Below are 14,367 nucleotides of genomic sequence, written 5' to 3' on the forward strand. Positions count from 1 at the left end.
CGGTCGGCTCGTGCGCCGGACTGGTCTGCTCGATCACCAGGGCAGTGGCCTGCTCGCGCGGACCACTGAGGAGCCAGTCTGCTCCTGTGAGCACCCCCACCGACAGCCCGGTCACCCCGGTCGCCCAGACCGGCCCACCCGCCTCGCCCGGCTCGCCCGGCTCGGCCGCCTCGACCGACCTGGTGGAGACCGACCGGACCCGGCCGACGCGGTACGGCCACCGCTACGCCACCGAGCGCGCGGCGCTGCACGACGTGCTCGACAGCGCACTGGTCGCCCACGTGGCGCTCGTGCGCGGCGGCTCGGCCGTGGTGCTGCCGCTGGCCGCCGCCCGCGACGGGGAGTCGCTGCTGCTGCACGGCTCCACCGGGGGCGGCCTGTTCCGCGAGGCCGCGACGGGCGTCCCGATGACCGCGACGGTCACCGTGCTCGACGGTCTGGTCTACGCCCGCACGGTCTTCGACAGCTCGATGAACTACCGCAGCGCCGTCGTCTACGGCACGGCCGTCGAGGTGCCCGCGGCGGAGAAGGAGGAGGCCCTGCGCGTGCTGTCGGAGCACCTCATGCCCGGCCGGTGGGACGAGGTGCGCCGCCCCACCCGGCGCGAGGTGGCCGCCACGCTGGTGCTGCGGCTCCCGCTGGACGAGGCCAGCGTCAAGGTCCGCTCCGCCGGCCCCGGCGACGACCAGCCCGAGGACGGGGCCGTGTGGGCCGGGGTGCTCCCGCTGCACACCGCCGTCGGAGCGCCCCGCACCGCCGACGACGTGCCGGCCGGCGTCCCGGTGCCGCCCAGCGTCGCGGCCACCGCCACCCGCCTGGCCGGCCAGCTGCCCCCGTACCGCTGACCCGCCCCGGGGCCCGCGGCCCCCTGGCGCCGGTGACCACGGAGCTCCGGCCCGCGGCCCCCGGACGCCGGCGATCACGGGCGGACCGGGACGGCCGGGGTCAGAGCTTCTGGACGGGGGCGTAGCGCAGCAGCAGGCGCTTGGTGCCCTCGCTGCGGAAGTCGACGTGGGCGACGGTCTTGTCGCCCGCCCCCTCGACGGCCACCACGGTGCCCATGCCGAAGGAGTCGTGGGTGACGCGGTCACCCACGGCGAGGTTGATGACCGGCCGGCTGCCCGCCGTCCGGACGCCGGGGGTGCCGGCGAGCTTGGCCTGCGCCGAGGAGTGGCTGCTGCCGTAGCCGCCGGCGCTGTAGCTCGACCCACCGCGGCCGCCCGCACCGCCGCCGCCCCAGCCCGAGGAGCCCGACGCCTCCGCGCGCTCCCAGCGGAGCAGCTCGGAGGGGATCTCGTCGAGGAAGCGCGAGGGCGGGAAGTACTGCGGCTGGCCCCAGGCGCTGCGCGAGGCGGCGCGGGAGATGCGCAGGAAGCGCCGGGCGCGGGTGATGCCGACGTAGGCGAGGCGCCGCTCCTCGGCGAGCTCGCCGTCGTCGGCCAGCGAGCGCTGGTGGGGGAAGGTGCCGTCCTCCAGACCGGTGAGGAAGACCGCGGGGAACTCCAGGCCCTTGGCGGTGTGGAGCGTCATGAGCGTGACCACGCCCGAGTCCTCCCCCGCCTGCTCGTCAGCGCCGTCCGCGACGGCGCCACCGGGGATCTGGTCGGCGTCGGCCACGAGCGAGACGGTCTCGAGGAAGTCCGCGAGCGTCCCCTCGGGGTTGGCCTGCTCGTACTCGGCGGCGACCGCGGACAGCTCGGCGAGGTTCTCCACGCGCGACTCGTCCTGCGGGTCGAGGCTGGCGCGCAGCTCGGCGAGGAGGCCCGACCTGTCGAGCACGGCCTCGAGCACGGTGGACGGGCCCGCCCCGCCCTCGACGACGGTGCGCAGCTCGTCCATGAGCGTGGTGAACCCGCGGATGCAGGTCAGCGAGCGCGCGGCGATGCCGGGCGCCTGCTCCGCGCGGTCCAGCGCGGCGGGGAAGCCGATCCGCTCGCGCTCGGCGAGGGCGGCGACGCACGCCTCCGCGCGCTCGCCGATGCCGCGCTTGGGCACGTTGAGGATCCGACGCAGGCTGACCACGTCGTCGGGGTTGGCGAGGGCCCGCAGGTACGCGAGGGCGTCGCGGACCTCGCGGCGCTCGTAGAAGCGGGTGCCGCCGACCACCTTGTAGGGCAGGCCGACGCGGACGAAGACCTCCTCCAGCGCCCGCGACTGGGCGTTGGTCCGGTAGAAGACGGCGACGTCGCCGTAGCGCAGGCCCTCGTCGTCGACCAGCCTGTCGATCTCGCTCGCCACGAAGGCGGCCTCGTCGTGCTCGGCGTCGGCGACGTAGCCGACGATCTGCTCGCCGGAGCCCTCCGCCGTCCACAGGTTCTTGGGACGGCGGTCGGCGTTCTTGGCGATGACCGCGTTGGCCGCCGACAGGATCGTCTGCGTGGAGCGGTAGTTCTGCTCCAGCAGGATCGTGCGGGCGTCGGGGTAGTCCTCCTCGAACTCGACGATGTTGCGGATCGTCGCGCCGCGGAAGGCGTAGATCGACTGGTCGGCGTCGCCCACCACCGTCAGCTCGCCCTGGGGCACGCCGTCGGTGGGGTGGGAGGAGCCCGGGCCGCCGACCAGCTCGCGCACCAGGGTGTACTGCGCGTGGTTCGTGTCCTGGTACTCGTCGACCAGGACGTGCCGGAACCGGCGGCGGTAGTGCTCGGCGACCGCGGGGTGGGTCTGCAGCACCCGGACCGTGGTCATGATCAGGTCGTCGAAGTCCATGGCGTTCGCCTGGCGCAGGCGCGCCTGGTACAGCGCGTAGACCTCGGCGAGCACCCGCTCCGCGTGGGTGCCCTCGGCGGCCGTGGCGGCGTGCGCCTCGGGGGTGACCAGCTCGTTCTTGAGGTTGCTGATCTGGGTGGCCAGCGCCCGGGGCGCGTAGCGCTTTGGGTCGAGGTCGAGCTCGCGGACCACCAGCGCCAGGAGGCGGCGGGAGTCGTCGGCGTCGTAGATGGAGAAGCTGGAGCGCAGGCCCGCGGCCTCGGCCTCGCGGCGCAGGATCCGCACGCACGCCGAGTGGAACGTGGAGACCCACATCGAGCGGACGGCGGGGCCGACCAGCCCCTCGAGCCGCTCCTTCATCTCGCCGGCGGCCTTGTTGGTGAAGGTGATGGCCAGCACCTGCCCGGGGCGGGCGCCGCGGGCGGCCACGAGGTGGGCGATGCGGTGGGTGAGCACGCGCGTCTTGCCCGAGCCCGCACCGGCCACGAGCAGCAGCGGGGTGCCCTCGTGGAGCACGCCCTCGCGCTGGGCGGGGTTGAGGCCCTCCAGCAGCGCGGCCGCGTCGATCCGGAGCGCCGGCCTGTCGGCGAGCGCGCCCGGCCGGGCGTCGTCCGAGGACGAGCCGGCAGGGGTCTGCGGGACCGGGAGGGGAAGGTCGTCGAAGAGCGTGCTCATCGTCGGACGAGCCTACGTCTCACCACCGACACCCGGACCCCCTCGACGGCGCCCCGCCACCCGGGGGTCAGACCTGCGTGATGCGGCCGGTGCCCGCCTCCGGGTACTGCGCCGCCGTCACCGTCCCGCCGAGGTCGTCGGCCAGGAAGGTCTGCAGCGCCTGCTGCTGGGTGGTCGGCAGCACCTCGAACGCCGCGCCGTCGAGGGCGTCGTAGCCGTCGCTGCCGCGCAGCAGGAAGTCGATCGACGCCACCGAGATGGTCCCGTCGAGCACCCGCTGCCCGCCGACCACCACGGGCGTGCCGTCGGCCAGGGTCAGGGACTGCACCCGCGAGCCCGCCGGCGCGTCCGGGTCGGCGGTGTACGAGAAGCCCGCCACCTGCGCGAACGAGCCCTCTCCCGCGCCCGCGCCGTGGTCGACGGCGGCCACGAACGCCTCCACCGGCAGCTCGGGGGCCACCGCCACGAAGTTGGCGAACGGCGTCACGTCGTAGGTGTCGAGCGCTGACACGTCCCCGGCGGGCAGCACCGAGTCGTTGCGGAGCCCGCCGCCGTTCTGCAGCGCCACCACCGGCGGGGCCACCCCGGCCTCCTCGGCCCCGGCGCGACCGGCCGCGAGCAGCGAGTCGGCCACGAGCGAGCCCAGCCCCGTCTCCCGCGAGCGCACGGCGTCGCGGCGTCCGTCCAGCGGCACCTCGGTGCGGGCCACCACCTGGGAGGCCAGGCCGTCGACGTAGGCGGCCACGGGCTCCTCGACCTCGGCGACGACGTCGGGGTCCGGCGCCACGGCGTCCGGCCCGGTCGACGTCACGGGCAACGGGCGGCTGGCGACGTCGTCGACGGCCACGAGCCGGCCCTCGGCGTCGAAGTCGACGACCAGCTGGCCGACGTAGCGGTAGAGCCCGCTCGTGGTGACCACGGGCACCCGCGCGCCGTCGGCGGCGCCGACCACCGTCGGGTAGGACAGGGGCGCGCCCGCGGCGTCGGTGCTCACCGCGTCGCCGGGCAGCAGCGCGTCGCCGGGCGAGGCCATGACCTCCCCGCCGCCCGCGGCGACGACGACGTCGACCCCGCGCAGCTGCGGCACGAGCGCCACTTCGTTGTCGACGTCCTGCAGGTGCGAGACCAGCACGACCTTCGAGACCCCTGCGGCCTCCAGCGCCGCCGCCTGCGCGTTGGCGACCTCCGCGAGGGCGGGGTCGACCCGCACCTCGCCGAGGCTGGTGAGCTCGGGCAGCTCCGGGGTGGTGAGCCCGATGACGCCGAAGCGCCCCCCCGCCGACTCCACCACGGTGGAGGCGACGACGGTGCCGTCCTCGACCTCCACCTGCAGGCGGGGCTCACCGGACAGGTCGAGGTTGGCGGCGACGAAGGGGGTCTCCTCGCTGACGGCGTCGAGGTAGTCGGCGAGGAAGTCGGGGGTGAGGTCGAGGTCGTGGTTGCCGATGGCGCTGGCGTCGAAGCCGGCGGCGTCGAACGCGAGCGCGTCGTAGAGCTCCCCGGTGCCGTCCAGGCGGCTGGCGTCGAGCTGCGGGCCGGGCAGGAACAGGTCGCCCCCCGCCAGGGCGAGCACCGGGCCGCCCGCCTGCGCGGCGGCGCGCTGGCGCTCGACCAGCGCGGCGAACCTGGCGGCACCGGCCTGCTCGGCGCCGGCCCCGTCGGTCTCGGGGAGCAGCGCGGACTCGAGGTCGTTGGCGTGCAGCAGGGTCAGCCGCACGCCGCCGTCGGCCGGCAGCGGCGCCGGCTGCTGCGGCGCGACCGGGACCACGGGGACCGGCGACCCCGCCTGCGCGGCGGCCGCGGACGGGCCGAGGACCAGGACGGCGGCGGCGAGCGCCGAGGCGGTGGAGGTGCGTCGCGAGAGGGGCACGAACTGGACACTACGGACATCCCGGACACGCGGGAAGGCGGCGCGGTGACCGGGACGTGACGGCTCCGGGAACCGCAACCAGGCGCTCGACTGCGACTCCAGCACCCCCCGGAACCGCAACCAGGCGCTCGACTGCGACTCCAGCACCCCGCCGAACCGCAACCAGGCGCTCGACTGCGACTCCGACACCCCCCCGAACCGCAGCCAGGCGCTCGGCTGCGGTTCCGGAGGGGGCGGGAGGGGTCAGCCGGCGAGGCGGGTGGCGGCGGGGCTGCCGCCGCGGCGGGCGCCGGGCACGAGCTGCCCGGTCGACCAGAGGCGACGCGCTTCCAGGCCCGTGTCGGGGTGGTCGGTGAAGATCCCGTCGACCCCGGCCTCGAGGAACGCCAGGTGCTCGGCGAGGGCGCGGCCCGGGGCGGCGTCGGAGCCGACCACCCGCAGCGCGGGCGGCAGGAACGCGTTCTCGTTGCGCAGGGTCCAGACGTGGACGGCCAGCCCGGCGCGGTGGGCGTCCTCGACCAGCGGGGTGGCCGGGCCGAGGGACCCGTCGGACCCGACCGGCAGCACCATGTCCTTGGCGGGGGCCAGCACCTGGGCGTAGGTGGAGACCTCGCGCAGGCCCCAGGGGGTGCAGGCGGCGCGGCCGGCGTCGTCGCCCTCGACCAGCTGCACCAGCGGGACGCGGGTGCCCTCGGCGCGGACGCGGCGCAGGAAGCCCGGCTGGAAGCACTGCAGGGCCACGGGCGCGTCGGCGGCGTCCAGGCCCAGCCGGTCGAGCTCGGCCAGCACCATCGCGGCGACGTCGAACCCGTCGGCGGCGTAGCGCTCGGGGTCCTTCACCTCGGCCGTGACGACGATGTGCCGCCCCAGCTCGGCGCGCAGCGACGCGGCGAGCTCGAGCAGCTCGGCGAAGGTGGGCACCTGGTAGAGCCCGTCGTAGACCGTGGTGCCGGGGCGCAGGCCCGGGCGCGGCTCGACGGCGCGCAGGGAGCGCAGCTCGGCCAGGTCGAGGTCCTCGGTGAACCAGCCGGTGACGACCTTCCCCTCGACCAGGCGCGAGGTGCGCCGCGAGGCGAGGTCCGGCCGGGTGGCCACGTCGGTGGAGTGGGTGATCTCGCTCTCGTGGCGGAGCACCAGGGCTCCGTCGCGCGTGGGCACGAGGTCGGGTTCGATGCGGTCGGCGCCGAGGCGCGCGGCCAGCTCGTAGGCGGCGAGGGTGTTCTCCGGGCGGTAGCCGCTGGCTCCACGGTGACCGATCACGGCCGGCACCTGGACGAGCGGTCTGACACTGCTCACGAAGGACCACTCTCCTCTCCGGACCTGGCAGTGCGCCGGACAACGGGTGAACAGACGGTGCAGAAGTGACGACCGTCGCGTTGCAGACCCCTTCGTGATCTCCATCGGCGGTCGGGGCCCCGTGCTGAGGCAAGGCGGGCACCGGCCCCTAGGCTCTCGGGGTGGTCGCCGCCGAGCACAGCTCCGGGCCCCTGGGGTCGCTCCTGGGGCACCTGCCCCCCTCCCTGCGCCGCAGCGCCGAGACCGCGGCCCTGACCGCCTTCCGGTCGGCGCCCGCGCCGCTGCGGCGCGCCCTGGTGAGGGCCGGCACGCCCGCCTACACCGTCGGGGCCGTCTGCGTGCTCGACCACCGCGGCTCCGTGCTCGTGCTGCGCCAGCCGCACCGCACCGGGTGGTCGCTGCCGGGCGGGCTGCTCGACCGGGGCGAGGGGGCCGCGGCCGGGGTGGAGCGCGAGGTCCGCGAGGAGACCGGCCTGGAGGTGCGGGTGGGTCCGCCGCTGACGGTGCTCGTGGAGCCCGGGCCCCGGCGGGTCGACGTCGTCTTCCGCGTCGAGGTCGACGAGCGCCCCGAGGTGGTGCCGGGCGGCGAGGCCCGGGCCGCGGCGTGGCTCGCGCCCCACGAGGTGCTCGCCGACGCCGACGGACCGACGCGCTCGATCCTCGCCGGCGTGGCCGCGGCGCTGGACGGCGGCGCGCGCGGCGGGCGGCTCCTGCCCCGCACCCCGTGACCACCGGACCGACCACCCGGACGACCACCCGGACGACCACCCGGACGACCACCGGGCCGACCACCGGGCTCGCCGGGGTCGTCCTCGCGGCGGGCTCCGGCTCGCGGCTGCGCCCCCTCACCGACCTGCTCCCCAAGGCGCTGGTCCCCGTGGGCGGCGTCCCGCTGCTCGACGGGGCCCTCGCGCGCCTGGCGGGAGCCGTCGGCGCCGGCCCCGAGCACCTGGCGGTCAACGCCCACGCGCAGGCGGACCGGGTCGCGGCCGCGGTGGGGTCCCGTGCCCACCTGTCGCGGGAGGACTCCCCCGACGGCACCGCCGAGGCGCTGGGCACCGCGGGGGCCCTCGGGGCCCTGCGCGGCTGGCTCGCGGGGCGGTCGGTGCTCGTGACCAACGCCGACGTGTGGGTCCGCGACGGCAGCGCCGCCACCGCAGCGCTGCTGGCGGGCTGGGACGGCGAGCGGTGCCGCCTCCTGTGCGAGCCCGCGGCGGCGGGCGCGCGGGCCGACTTCCGCACCGCTGACGGCACGGGCGTCCGCTACCTCGGCTCGTGCCTCCTCCCCGCCGGCCTCGTGGCGCCGCTGGAGCCGGTGCCGTCGGGCCTGTACGAGGTGCTCTGGCGCGGCCTCGACGCCGCGGGCGCGCTCGACCTGGCCGTGGTGGAGCCCGGCGGGTCCGTCGACTGCGGCACCCCCGCCGACTACCTGCGCGCCAACCTCGCCGCGACCGGCGGCGGGAGCGCCGTGTCGCCCGGCGCCGTCGTCGAGGGCCGGGTGGAGCGCTGCGTCGTCTGGTCCGGCGCGGTGGTCGAGGCGCACGAGCACCTGGTCGAGGTGGTCCGGGCCGGCACGGCCGCCTCACCGGTCACCGTCGACGCGTCCGGCGCCTCCTCGGCCGCTGGCCCGCTGGCCGCCCGGCGAGGACGCCCTAACCTGCAGGCATGACCTCCTCCAGCGCCGTCCCGGCCTCCGGTGAGCAGCACGAGATCACCGCGGGATCGCTGCGCGCGGTGGTCACCGAGGTGGGCGGCGGCCTGAGGTCGCTCACGGTCGACGGCCGCGACCTCGTCGTGCCCTTCGACGTCGCCGAGCCCCGCCGCCACTACCGCGGGGCGGTGCTCGCCCCCTGGCCCAACCGCACCGGCGACGGCCGGTGGTCCTGGCGCGGCGCCGAGCAGCAGCTCGCCCTCACCGAGCCCGACCGCGGCTGCGCGCTCCACGGCCTCGTCGTGTGGCAGCCGTGGGACCTGGCCGAGCGCTCCGCCGACTCGGTCACCCTCACCACCCGGGTCTGGCCGCAGGCCGGCTACCCGGGGCTGCTGTCGCTGGCGGTGACCTACCGCCTCGTGGAGGAGGGCCCCGACGCCGGCCTCACCTGGGAGCTCGAGGCGCGCAACGACGGCGCGGAGGCGGCCCCCTACGGCACCTCCGTGCACCCCTACCTCGTGGCCCAGGGCGGCCGCGTCGACGACTGGACCTTCTCCCTCGACGCCGCCGCGACCCTCGCCGTCGACCCCGAGCGCCTCCTGCCCGACGCCGCCGGCACCACCCGGCCCGTCGACGGCACCGACCTGGACTTCCGCGGCGGCGCCCCCCTGCGCGGCCGCGCCGTCGACGACGCCTACACCTCGGTGGGCGCCGGGACGGCCGTGGTGCTCGCCGCCGACGGCCGCGGCGTCGCGATGCACTGGGACCCGACCGACTGCCCGTGGGTGCAGGTGCACACCGCCGACCGCCCCGAGCCGGCCGACGACCGCGCCGGCCTCGCCGTCGAGCCGATGACCTGCCCGCCCGACGCCCTGCGCAGCGGCACCGACCTGCGCGTGCTGGAGCCGGGCGAGACCACCCGCACGTGGTGGCGCATCTCCCCCGTGGCCTCGGCGTGACCGCCGCGCCCCAGCTGCTGGTGGTGATGGGCGTCTCCGGCAGCGGCAAGACGACCGTCGCCCGGATGCTCGCCGGTGACCTGGGCTGGACCTTCGCCGAGGCCGACGAGTTCCACCCCCGGGCCAACATCGAGAAGATGGAGAGCGGCACGCCGCTCACCGACTCCGACCGCTGGCCCTGGCTGGGCGCGCTGCGCGACTGGGCCAGCGAGCGCGCCGACGCCGGCGAGGACGCCGTCGTCACCTGCTCGGCGCTGAAGCGCTCCTACCGCGACCTGCTGCGCGGCTCGCGGGCCCGGGTGCGGTTCGTCCACCTCGACGGGCCGGCCGAGCTGCTGGCCCAGCGCATCGGCGGGCGCACCGGCCACTTCATGCCGAGCTCCCTGCTCGGCTCCCAGCTGGAGACCCTCGAGCGGCTCGAGCCCGACGAGGACGGCGTCGTCGTGTCCATCGAGCTGCCGGCGCAGGAGTGCGCCCGCGCCGCCGTCCGCGCGCTCGGCCTCGAGACCGCGTCCGCGGACCCGAGGTGAGCGCCGCCAGCCCGACGAGCACCGCGGGCGGCGAGGAGGCGGGCGCGGTCGCCGCACCGCCGGACCCGGCCGCGGGGTCGCGCAGCCTGCGGCTGCTCCTGGGCCTGGCCGCGGCGGTCGTCGTCGTCGCCGGTCTGAAGGCGCTGTCCGGCAGCCTCGGGCCGGCGTTCCTGGCGCTCGTGCTGATCATCGTCGTGCACCCGCTGGGGGCGAGCATCCAGCGGCTCGGGCAGCGCCGCTGGGTGCCGGCGTGGCTCGCGACGGGCGCCGGTGTGACGGCCAACCTCGTGGTGGTCTACCTCATCGTGGCGGGGCTCGCGGCCTCGCTGGCGTGGGCGGTGGTCGAGCTGGCCACCACCCTCCCCCAGTACACCTCCCAGCTGTACGACCTGCGCGACTCCACCCTCCAGCTGCTCACGCGGGTCGGCGTCGACCAGACCCAGCTGATCCAGATGGTCAACAGCGCCGACCCGTACCAGCTGCTGGGCTACGCGCAGACCCTCGTGGCCGGGCTGACGTCGGGCCTGACCGACTTCACCTTCATCCTGCTGCTGCTCTTCTTCCTCGCCCTCGACGCCGCGGCCTTCCCGCGCCTGCTGCAGCTGGCCTCGAGCGCGCACTCCGACGCGGTCGAGGCGCTGCGGACCTTCGCGTCCGGCACCCAGCGCTACCTGGTCGTGTCCACGGTGTTCGGCGCCATCGTGGCGGTGCTCGACGTCATCGCGCTGGCCTACCTCGACGTGCCCCTGGCCCTGCTGTGGGGCCTGGTCTCGTTCGTCACCAACTACGTCGCGAACATCGGCTTCCTGCTCGGCGTGGCCCCGCCCGCGCTGCTGGCGCTCCTGGCCAACGGGCCCGAGAACGCCCTGCTCGTCGTCATCGTCTACACGGTCATCAACGTCGTCATCCAGGGGCTCATCCAGCCCAAGATCGTGGGTGACGCCGTCGGCCTGTCGGCGTCGCTGACGTTCCTGTCGGTGGTGTTCTGGGGCTTCGTGCTCGGCGGCCTGGGCGCGCTGCTCGCCGTGCCGCTGAGCCTGCTCACCCGGGCGGTGGTGGTCGACGCCGACCCGCGCAACCGCTGGCTGCTCCCCCTCGTGGCGGGCAGCCCGGGAGGCGTCCCGGTGCGCAGGCCGCCCCGGCGCGAGCGGGTGGCCCGCCTGCTCGGGCGCCACCAGCACCCCGACGACACCGGCGCCCCCGCGCAGGACGACGTCGAGGCGCAGCACCCCGCGGACCACCCCGCCACGCACCCGGCGGAGCGTCCGGCGGGCACCCCCGCGGAGCCGCGCGCCGACCGGGCCGACGAGACCCCCGGCGCCGCGCGCACCCCGGCTCGCGAGACCGCTCCCCAGCCGCCCCGCGGCGACGCGCCCCGGGACTGACGCCCAGACGCGCCGACGCCCGGCGCCCCGCCCCGGCGCACGCGCTCCCCGCTGGCTGGGGGCGGTGGCCGGGGGTGGGGGCTCGGGGCGGAGACCGGGGCTCAGTCGCCCTTCGGGAGGCCCCGGCATCGGCCCCAGGCCTCGGCGGCCTCGCTGGCGGCCGCGACGCCGGCGGTCACCACGAGCACCGACGGCCAGGGGCCGATCTTCCTGGCCAGCGGGTGCGAGCCCCCCATGGCCGCGGTGTAGAGCGCGCCGAGCACGGCGGCGCCCACCGGGCCGGTGGTGCGGGCCCACTGGCGCCCGCACCAGGTGCCGGCGAGGCCGAACAGGCCGCCGCCGACCTCGCGCTTCGTGGCGCGGGCCACGGCGAAGCCGCCGACCAGCCCGACGGCGGCCACGACGGACGGGCGGAGCAGCGTGCGGTGCAGGTCGCTCGACCCGCTCGACGAGGTCACGGAGGTCACTCCCACTCGATGGTGCCCGGCGGCTTGCTGGTGACGTCGAGGACGACGCGGTTGACCTCGGCGACCTCGTTGGTGATGCGCGTCGAGATGCGCGCGAGCACGTCGTACGGCAGGCGGGTCCAGTCGGCCGTCATGGCGTCCTCGCTGCTCACGGGGCGCAGCACGACGGGGTGGCCGTAGGTGCGGCCGTCGCCCTGCACGCCCACGGAGCGGACGTCGGCGAGGAGCACCACGGGGCACTGCCAGATCTCGCCGTCGAGCCCCGCGGCGCTGAGCTCCTCGCGGGCGATGAGGTCGGCGGCGCGGAGCACGTCCAGGCGCTCCTGCGTCACCTCGCCGATGATGCGGATGCCCAGGCCCGGGCCCGGGAAGGGCTGGCGGCCGACGATCTCGGCCGGCAGGCCCAGCTCGGCGCCGACGGCGCGGACCTCGTCCTTGAACAGGGCGCGCAGCGGCTCGACCAGCTCGAACTGCAGGTCGTCGGGCAGGCCGCCCACGTTGTGGTGGCTCTTGATGGTCGCCGCGCCCTGGCCGCCGCCGGACTCCACCACGTCGGGGTAGAGGGTGCCCTGCACGAGGAAGCGCACCTCGCCGCCGTCGCCGTCGGAGGAGGCCTGCGCCTGCTCCACGACCTGGCGCGAGGCAGCCTCGAAGGCGCGGATGAACTCGCGGCCGATCGCCTTGCGCTTGGCCTCGGGCTCGGTGACGCCCGCGAGCGCGGTGAGGAAGGCCTCGGTGGCGTCCCAGACGACGAGGTTCACGCCGGTGGCGGCCACGAAGTCGCGCTCGACCTGCTCGGCCTCGCCGGCGCGCAGCAGCCCGTGGTCGACGAAGACGCAGGTGAGCTGGTCTCCGACGGCCTTCTGCACCAGGGCGGCGGCCACGGCGGAGTCGACGCCGCCGGACAGGCCGCAGATGACGCGGCCGGTGCCCACCTGGGCCCTGACGAGTTCGACCTGCTCCTCGATGATGCTGCCGGCGGTCCAGTCGCCGGCGAGCCCCGCGCCGCGGCGCAGGAAGTTCTCGAGCACCCGCTGGCCGTGGGTGGAGTGGGCCACCTCGGGGTGCCACTGCACGCCGTAGAGGCGGCGCTCGTCGTCCTCGAAAGCGGCCACGTCGGCGCCGGCGCTGCGCGCGGTGACCGTGAAGCCCTCCGGTGCGGCCTTCACGGAGTCGCCGTGGGACATCCACACGTCCTGCTCGGCGGGCTGCCCGTCGAGCAGGGTGCTGCCCTCGGGACGGGCCTGCAGGGCGGTGCCGCCGTACTCGCGCAGACCGGTCTGCGCGACGGTGCCGCCGAGGGCCGAGGCCATCGCCTGGAAGCCGTAGCAGATGCCCAGCACGGGCACGCCGGCGTCGAACAGGGCCGGGTCGACCTGGGGCGCGCCGTCGGCGTACACCGAGCTGGGGCCGCCGGAGAGGATCACCGCGGCCGGGTCCTTCGCGAGGATCTCGGCGACGGAGGCGGTGCTGGGCACCACCTCGGAGTAGGCGTCGGCCTCGCGCACGCGGCGGGCGATGAGCTGGGCGTACTGCGCGCCGTAGTCGATGACGAGCACCGGGCGGTGGCGCTGCTCGGCGGCCACCTCGGCGGGCGGGACGGGCGGGTGCTGGCTCACGAGGGGGCTCCGGGTGACGCGGGGACGGACGGACCGCTGCGGCCGGCGCGGACGTCGGCGACGACGCGGCGCTCGGCCCAGAACGACAGGAGGGGCACGACGCCGCACAGCACCAGCACGAGCAGGCGGCCCATCGGCCAGCGCAGCTTGCTCCACAGGTCGGCCACGGCGATCAGGTACACGAAGTAGACCCAGCCGTGCACGTAGGCGATGAAGTCGAGCGGGGTCGTGCGCTGGTCGAGGAAGCCGTGGCCCAGGTACACGTACTTGTAGAGCAGCTCGACGCAGAGCAGCAGGAGCATGACGCCGGTGGCCAGGGCCATCACGCGGTAGCGGGTCAGCGAGGCGCCGGGGTCGCGGTGGACCCGGGGCGCGGGGCGCGCGGGGCGGGTCGAGCTCATCGGCGCACCCCCTGCACTGGTGACGAGGGGGCCTCGGGGGCCGGGGTCAGGGCGTCGGGCACCTGCTCATCCTCCCAGGCCGCGTCGGCGAGCTCGTCGTGGTGCCGGTCGCGGACGATCTTGACCCACAGCACGAGGGCGAAGACGGCGAAGAGCCACCACTGGAAGGCGTAGGAGAGGTTCTGCGGGTCCAGCCGCGGCGTCGGCGCCTCGCTCGGCACGGGCACCAGCGCCCCCGGTGCGGCGAGCGACCCGGCGTCGGCGACGAGGTAGCCGGTGTACAGCTGGCCGGGCCACGCGTTGACGAGGTCACCGGAGCTGAAGCACCGCCAGCTCGCCGTCGGGCGCGATGCCCTGGGGCTCCTCGGAGACCATCAGGCGCCCCCTCAGGTCGGCCGTCCCGGACGGCGCCGCGGGCAGCTCCTCCCCGGAGGGCAGCTGCCCGAGGAGGACGGGCAGGAGGGCGCCGGTGCCGTCGACCCTCAGGGCGGCGACCACCCAGGAGCCGTCACGGCCGTCCAGGGGCCGGTCGGCCACCTGCTCGAGCGGCAGGTCGGCCCAGGTGCCGGTGACGTCGACGCGCTGGTGGTCGGCGTGGCCGGTGAAGTCGGACGCCGGCTGGAGCACCTCGCCGAGGGCCACGACCTGCTCGGTGGGCGAGACCCGGGCGTGCTCCTCGGAGCGCCCGAGCTGCCACTCCCCCAGCACGGAGAACAGCACGGCGGCGGCGAGCATCACCGCGAGCAGCCCGAGGTTGGCGGGTCGCAGGGCCGTGCGCAGCACCCCTCGAGGGTACGTCGCGCGC

The 14,367-nt window shown here is 76.2% G+C and carries 14 protein-coding genes; 6 read left to right on the top strand and 8 right to left on the bottom strand.

Features of this window, described 5'->3' with window-relative positions; all coding sequences use genetic code 11:
• Positions 1–86: 86 nt before the first annotated feature.
• On the top strand, positions 87–845 hold the full coding sequence (locus tag F1641_RS07725) for a pyridoxamine 5'-phosphate oxidase family protein (protein ID WP_219729512.1): 759 nt from the start codon (positions 87–89) through the stop codon (positions 843–845).
• A gap of 100 nt (positions 846–945) precedes the next feature.
• Here the strand turns inward: F1641_RS07725 and pcrA are convergent, their stop codons facing one another.
• From pcrA to F1641_RS07740, 3 genes are all read right to left on the bottom strand, one after another.
• A complete protein-coding gene (gene pcrA / locus F1641_RS07730; RefSeq protein WP_194904170.1) occupies positions 946–3,384 on the bottom strand; it encodes a DNA helicase PcrA in 2,439 nt (812 codons plus the stop codon).
• A 67-nt stretch (positions 3,385–3,451) separates the two neighbouring features.
• Complete coding sequence (locus F1641_RS23040) at positions 3,452–5,254, bottom strand: bifunctional UDP-sugar hydrolase/5'-nucleotidase (protein WP_194904171.1); 1,803 nt, start codon at positions 5,252–5,254, stop codon at positions 3,452–3,454.
• A gap of 243 nt (positions 5,255–5,497) precedes the next feature.
• The gene (locus tag F1641_RS07740; RefSeq protein WP_194904172.1) at positions 5,498–6,550 is read right to left on the bottom strand and encodes a glycerophosphodiester phosphodiesterase family protein; all 1,053 of its coding nucleotides are present in this window, start codon (positions 6,548–6,550) and stop codon (positions 5,498–5,500) included.
• A 161-nt stretch (positions 6,551–6,711) separates the two neighbouring features.
• Here F1641_RS07740 and F1641_RS07745 point away from each other — a divergent pair, with 161 nt between their 5' ends.
• Genes F1641_RS07745 through F1641_RS07765 form a run of 5 tightly spaced genes read left to right on the top strand, consistent with a single transcriptional unit; the run spans position 6,712 to position 11,075 of the window.
• Entirely contained in the window at positions 6,712–7,278 is a 567-nt protein-coding gene (locus F1641_RS07745; protein WP_194904173.1) for an NUDIX hydrolase, read from the top strand.
• Positions 7,275–8,219, top strand: a complete 945-nt coding sequence (locus tag F1641_RS07750; RefSeq protein WP_194904175.1) for a sugar phosphate nucleotidyltransferase — start codon at positions 7,275–7,277, stop codon at positions 8,217–8,219. Before F1641_RS07745 ends, F1641_RS07750 begins: the two co-directional genes overlap by 4 nt.
• A complete protein-coding gene (locus tag F1641_RS07755) occupies positions 8,216–9,160 on the top strand; it encodes an aldose 1-epimerase family protein (RefSeq protein ID WP_194904177.1) in 945 nt (314 codons plus the stop codon). Before F1641_RS07750 ends, F1641_RS07755 begins: the two co-directional genes overlap by 4 nt.
• A gap of 26 nt (positions 9,161–9,186) precedes the next feature.
• A complete protein-coding gene (locus F1641_RS07760; RefSeq protein ID WP_194904976.1) occupies positions 9,187–9,690 on the top strand; it encodes a gluconokinase in 504 nt (167 codons plus the stop codon).
• A complete protein-coding gene (locus tag F1641_RS07765; RefSeq protein WP_194904180.1) occupies positions 9,687–11,075 on the top strand; it encodes an AI-2E family transporter in 1,389 nt (462 codons plus the stop codon). Before F1641_RS07760 ends, F1641_RS07765 begins: the two co-directional genes overlap by 4 nt.
• A 101-nt stretch (positions 11,076–11,176) precedes the next feature.
• Here the strand turns inward: F1641_RS07765 and F1641_RS07770 are convergent, their stop codons facing one another.
• The 5 genes from F1641_RS07770 to F1641_RS07790 all read right to left on the bottom strand — a co-directional run bounded on the left by F1641_RS07770 (position 11,177) and on the right by F1641_RS07790 (position 14,345).
• Positions 11,177–11,476, bottom strand: a complete 300-nt coding sequence (locus F1641_RS07770) for a hypothetical protein (protein ID WP_194904978.1) — start codon at positions 11,474–11,476, stop codon at positions 11,177–11,179.
• A 62-nt stretch (positions 11,477–11,538) separates the two neighbouring features.
• Complete coding sequence (guaA, locus tag F1641_RS07775; protein WP_309225467.1) at positions 11,539–13,161, bottom strand: glutamine-hydrolyzing GMP synthase; 1,623 nt, start codon at positions 13,159–13,161, stop codon at positions 11,539–11,541.
• Positions 13,158–13,562: a DUF3817 domain-containing protein gene (locus F1641_RS07780; protein WP_194904182.1), complete on the bottom strand. Its 405-nt coding sequence runs from the start codon at positions 13,560–13,562 to the stop codon at positions 13,158–13,160. Before F1641_RS07780 ends, guaA begins: the two co-directional genes overlap by 4 nt.
• Positions 13,559–13,789, bottom strand: a complete 231-nt coding sequence (locus F1641_RS07785; RefSeq protein WP_194904184.1) for a hypothetical protein — start codon at positions 13,787–13,789, stop codon at positions 13,559–13,561. Before F1641_RS07785 ends, F1641_RS07780 begins: the two co-directional genes overlap by 4 nt.
• An 82-nt stretch (positions 13,790–13,871) precedes the next feature.
• On the bottom strand, positions 13,872–14,345 hold the full coding sequence (locus F1641_RS07790; RefSeq protein WP_194904186.1) for an SURF1 family protein: 474 nt from the start codon (positions 14,343–14,345) through the stop codon (positions 13,872–13,874).
• Positions 14,346–14,367: the final 22 nt, after the last annotated feature.

This window comes from Quadrisphaera sp. INWT6, assembly GCF_015390235.1.
Lineage (GTDB): Bacteria > Actinomycetota > Actinomycetes > Actinomycetales > Quadrisphaeraceae > Quadrisphaera.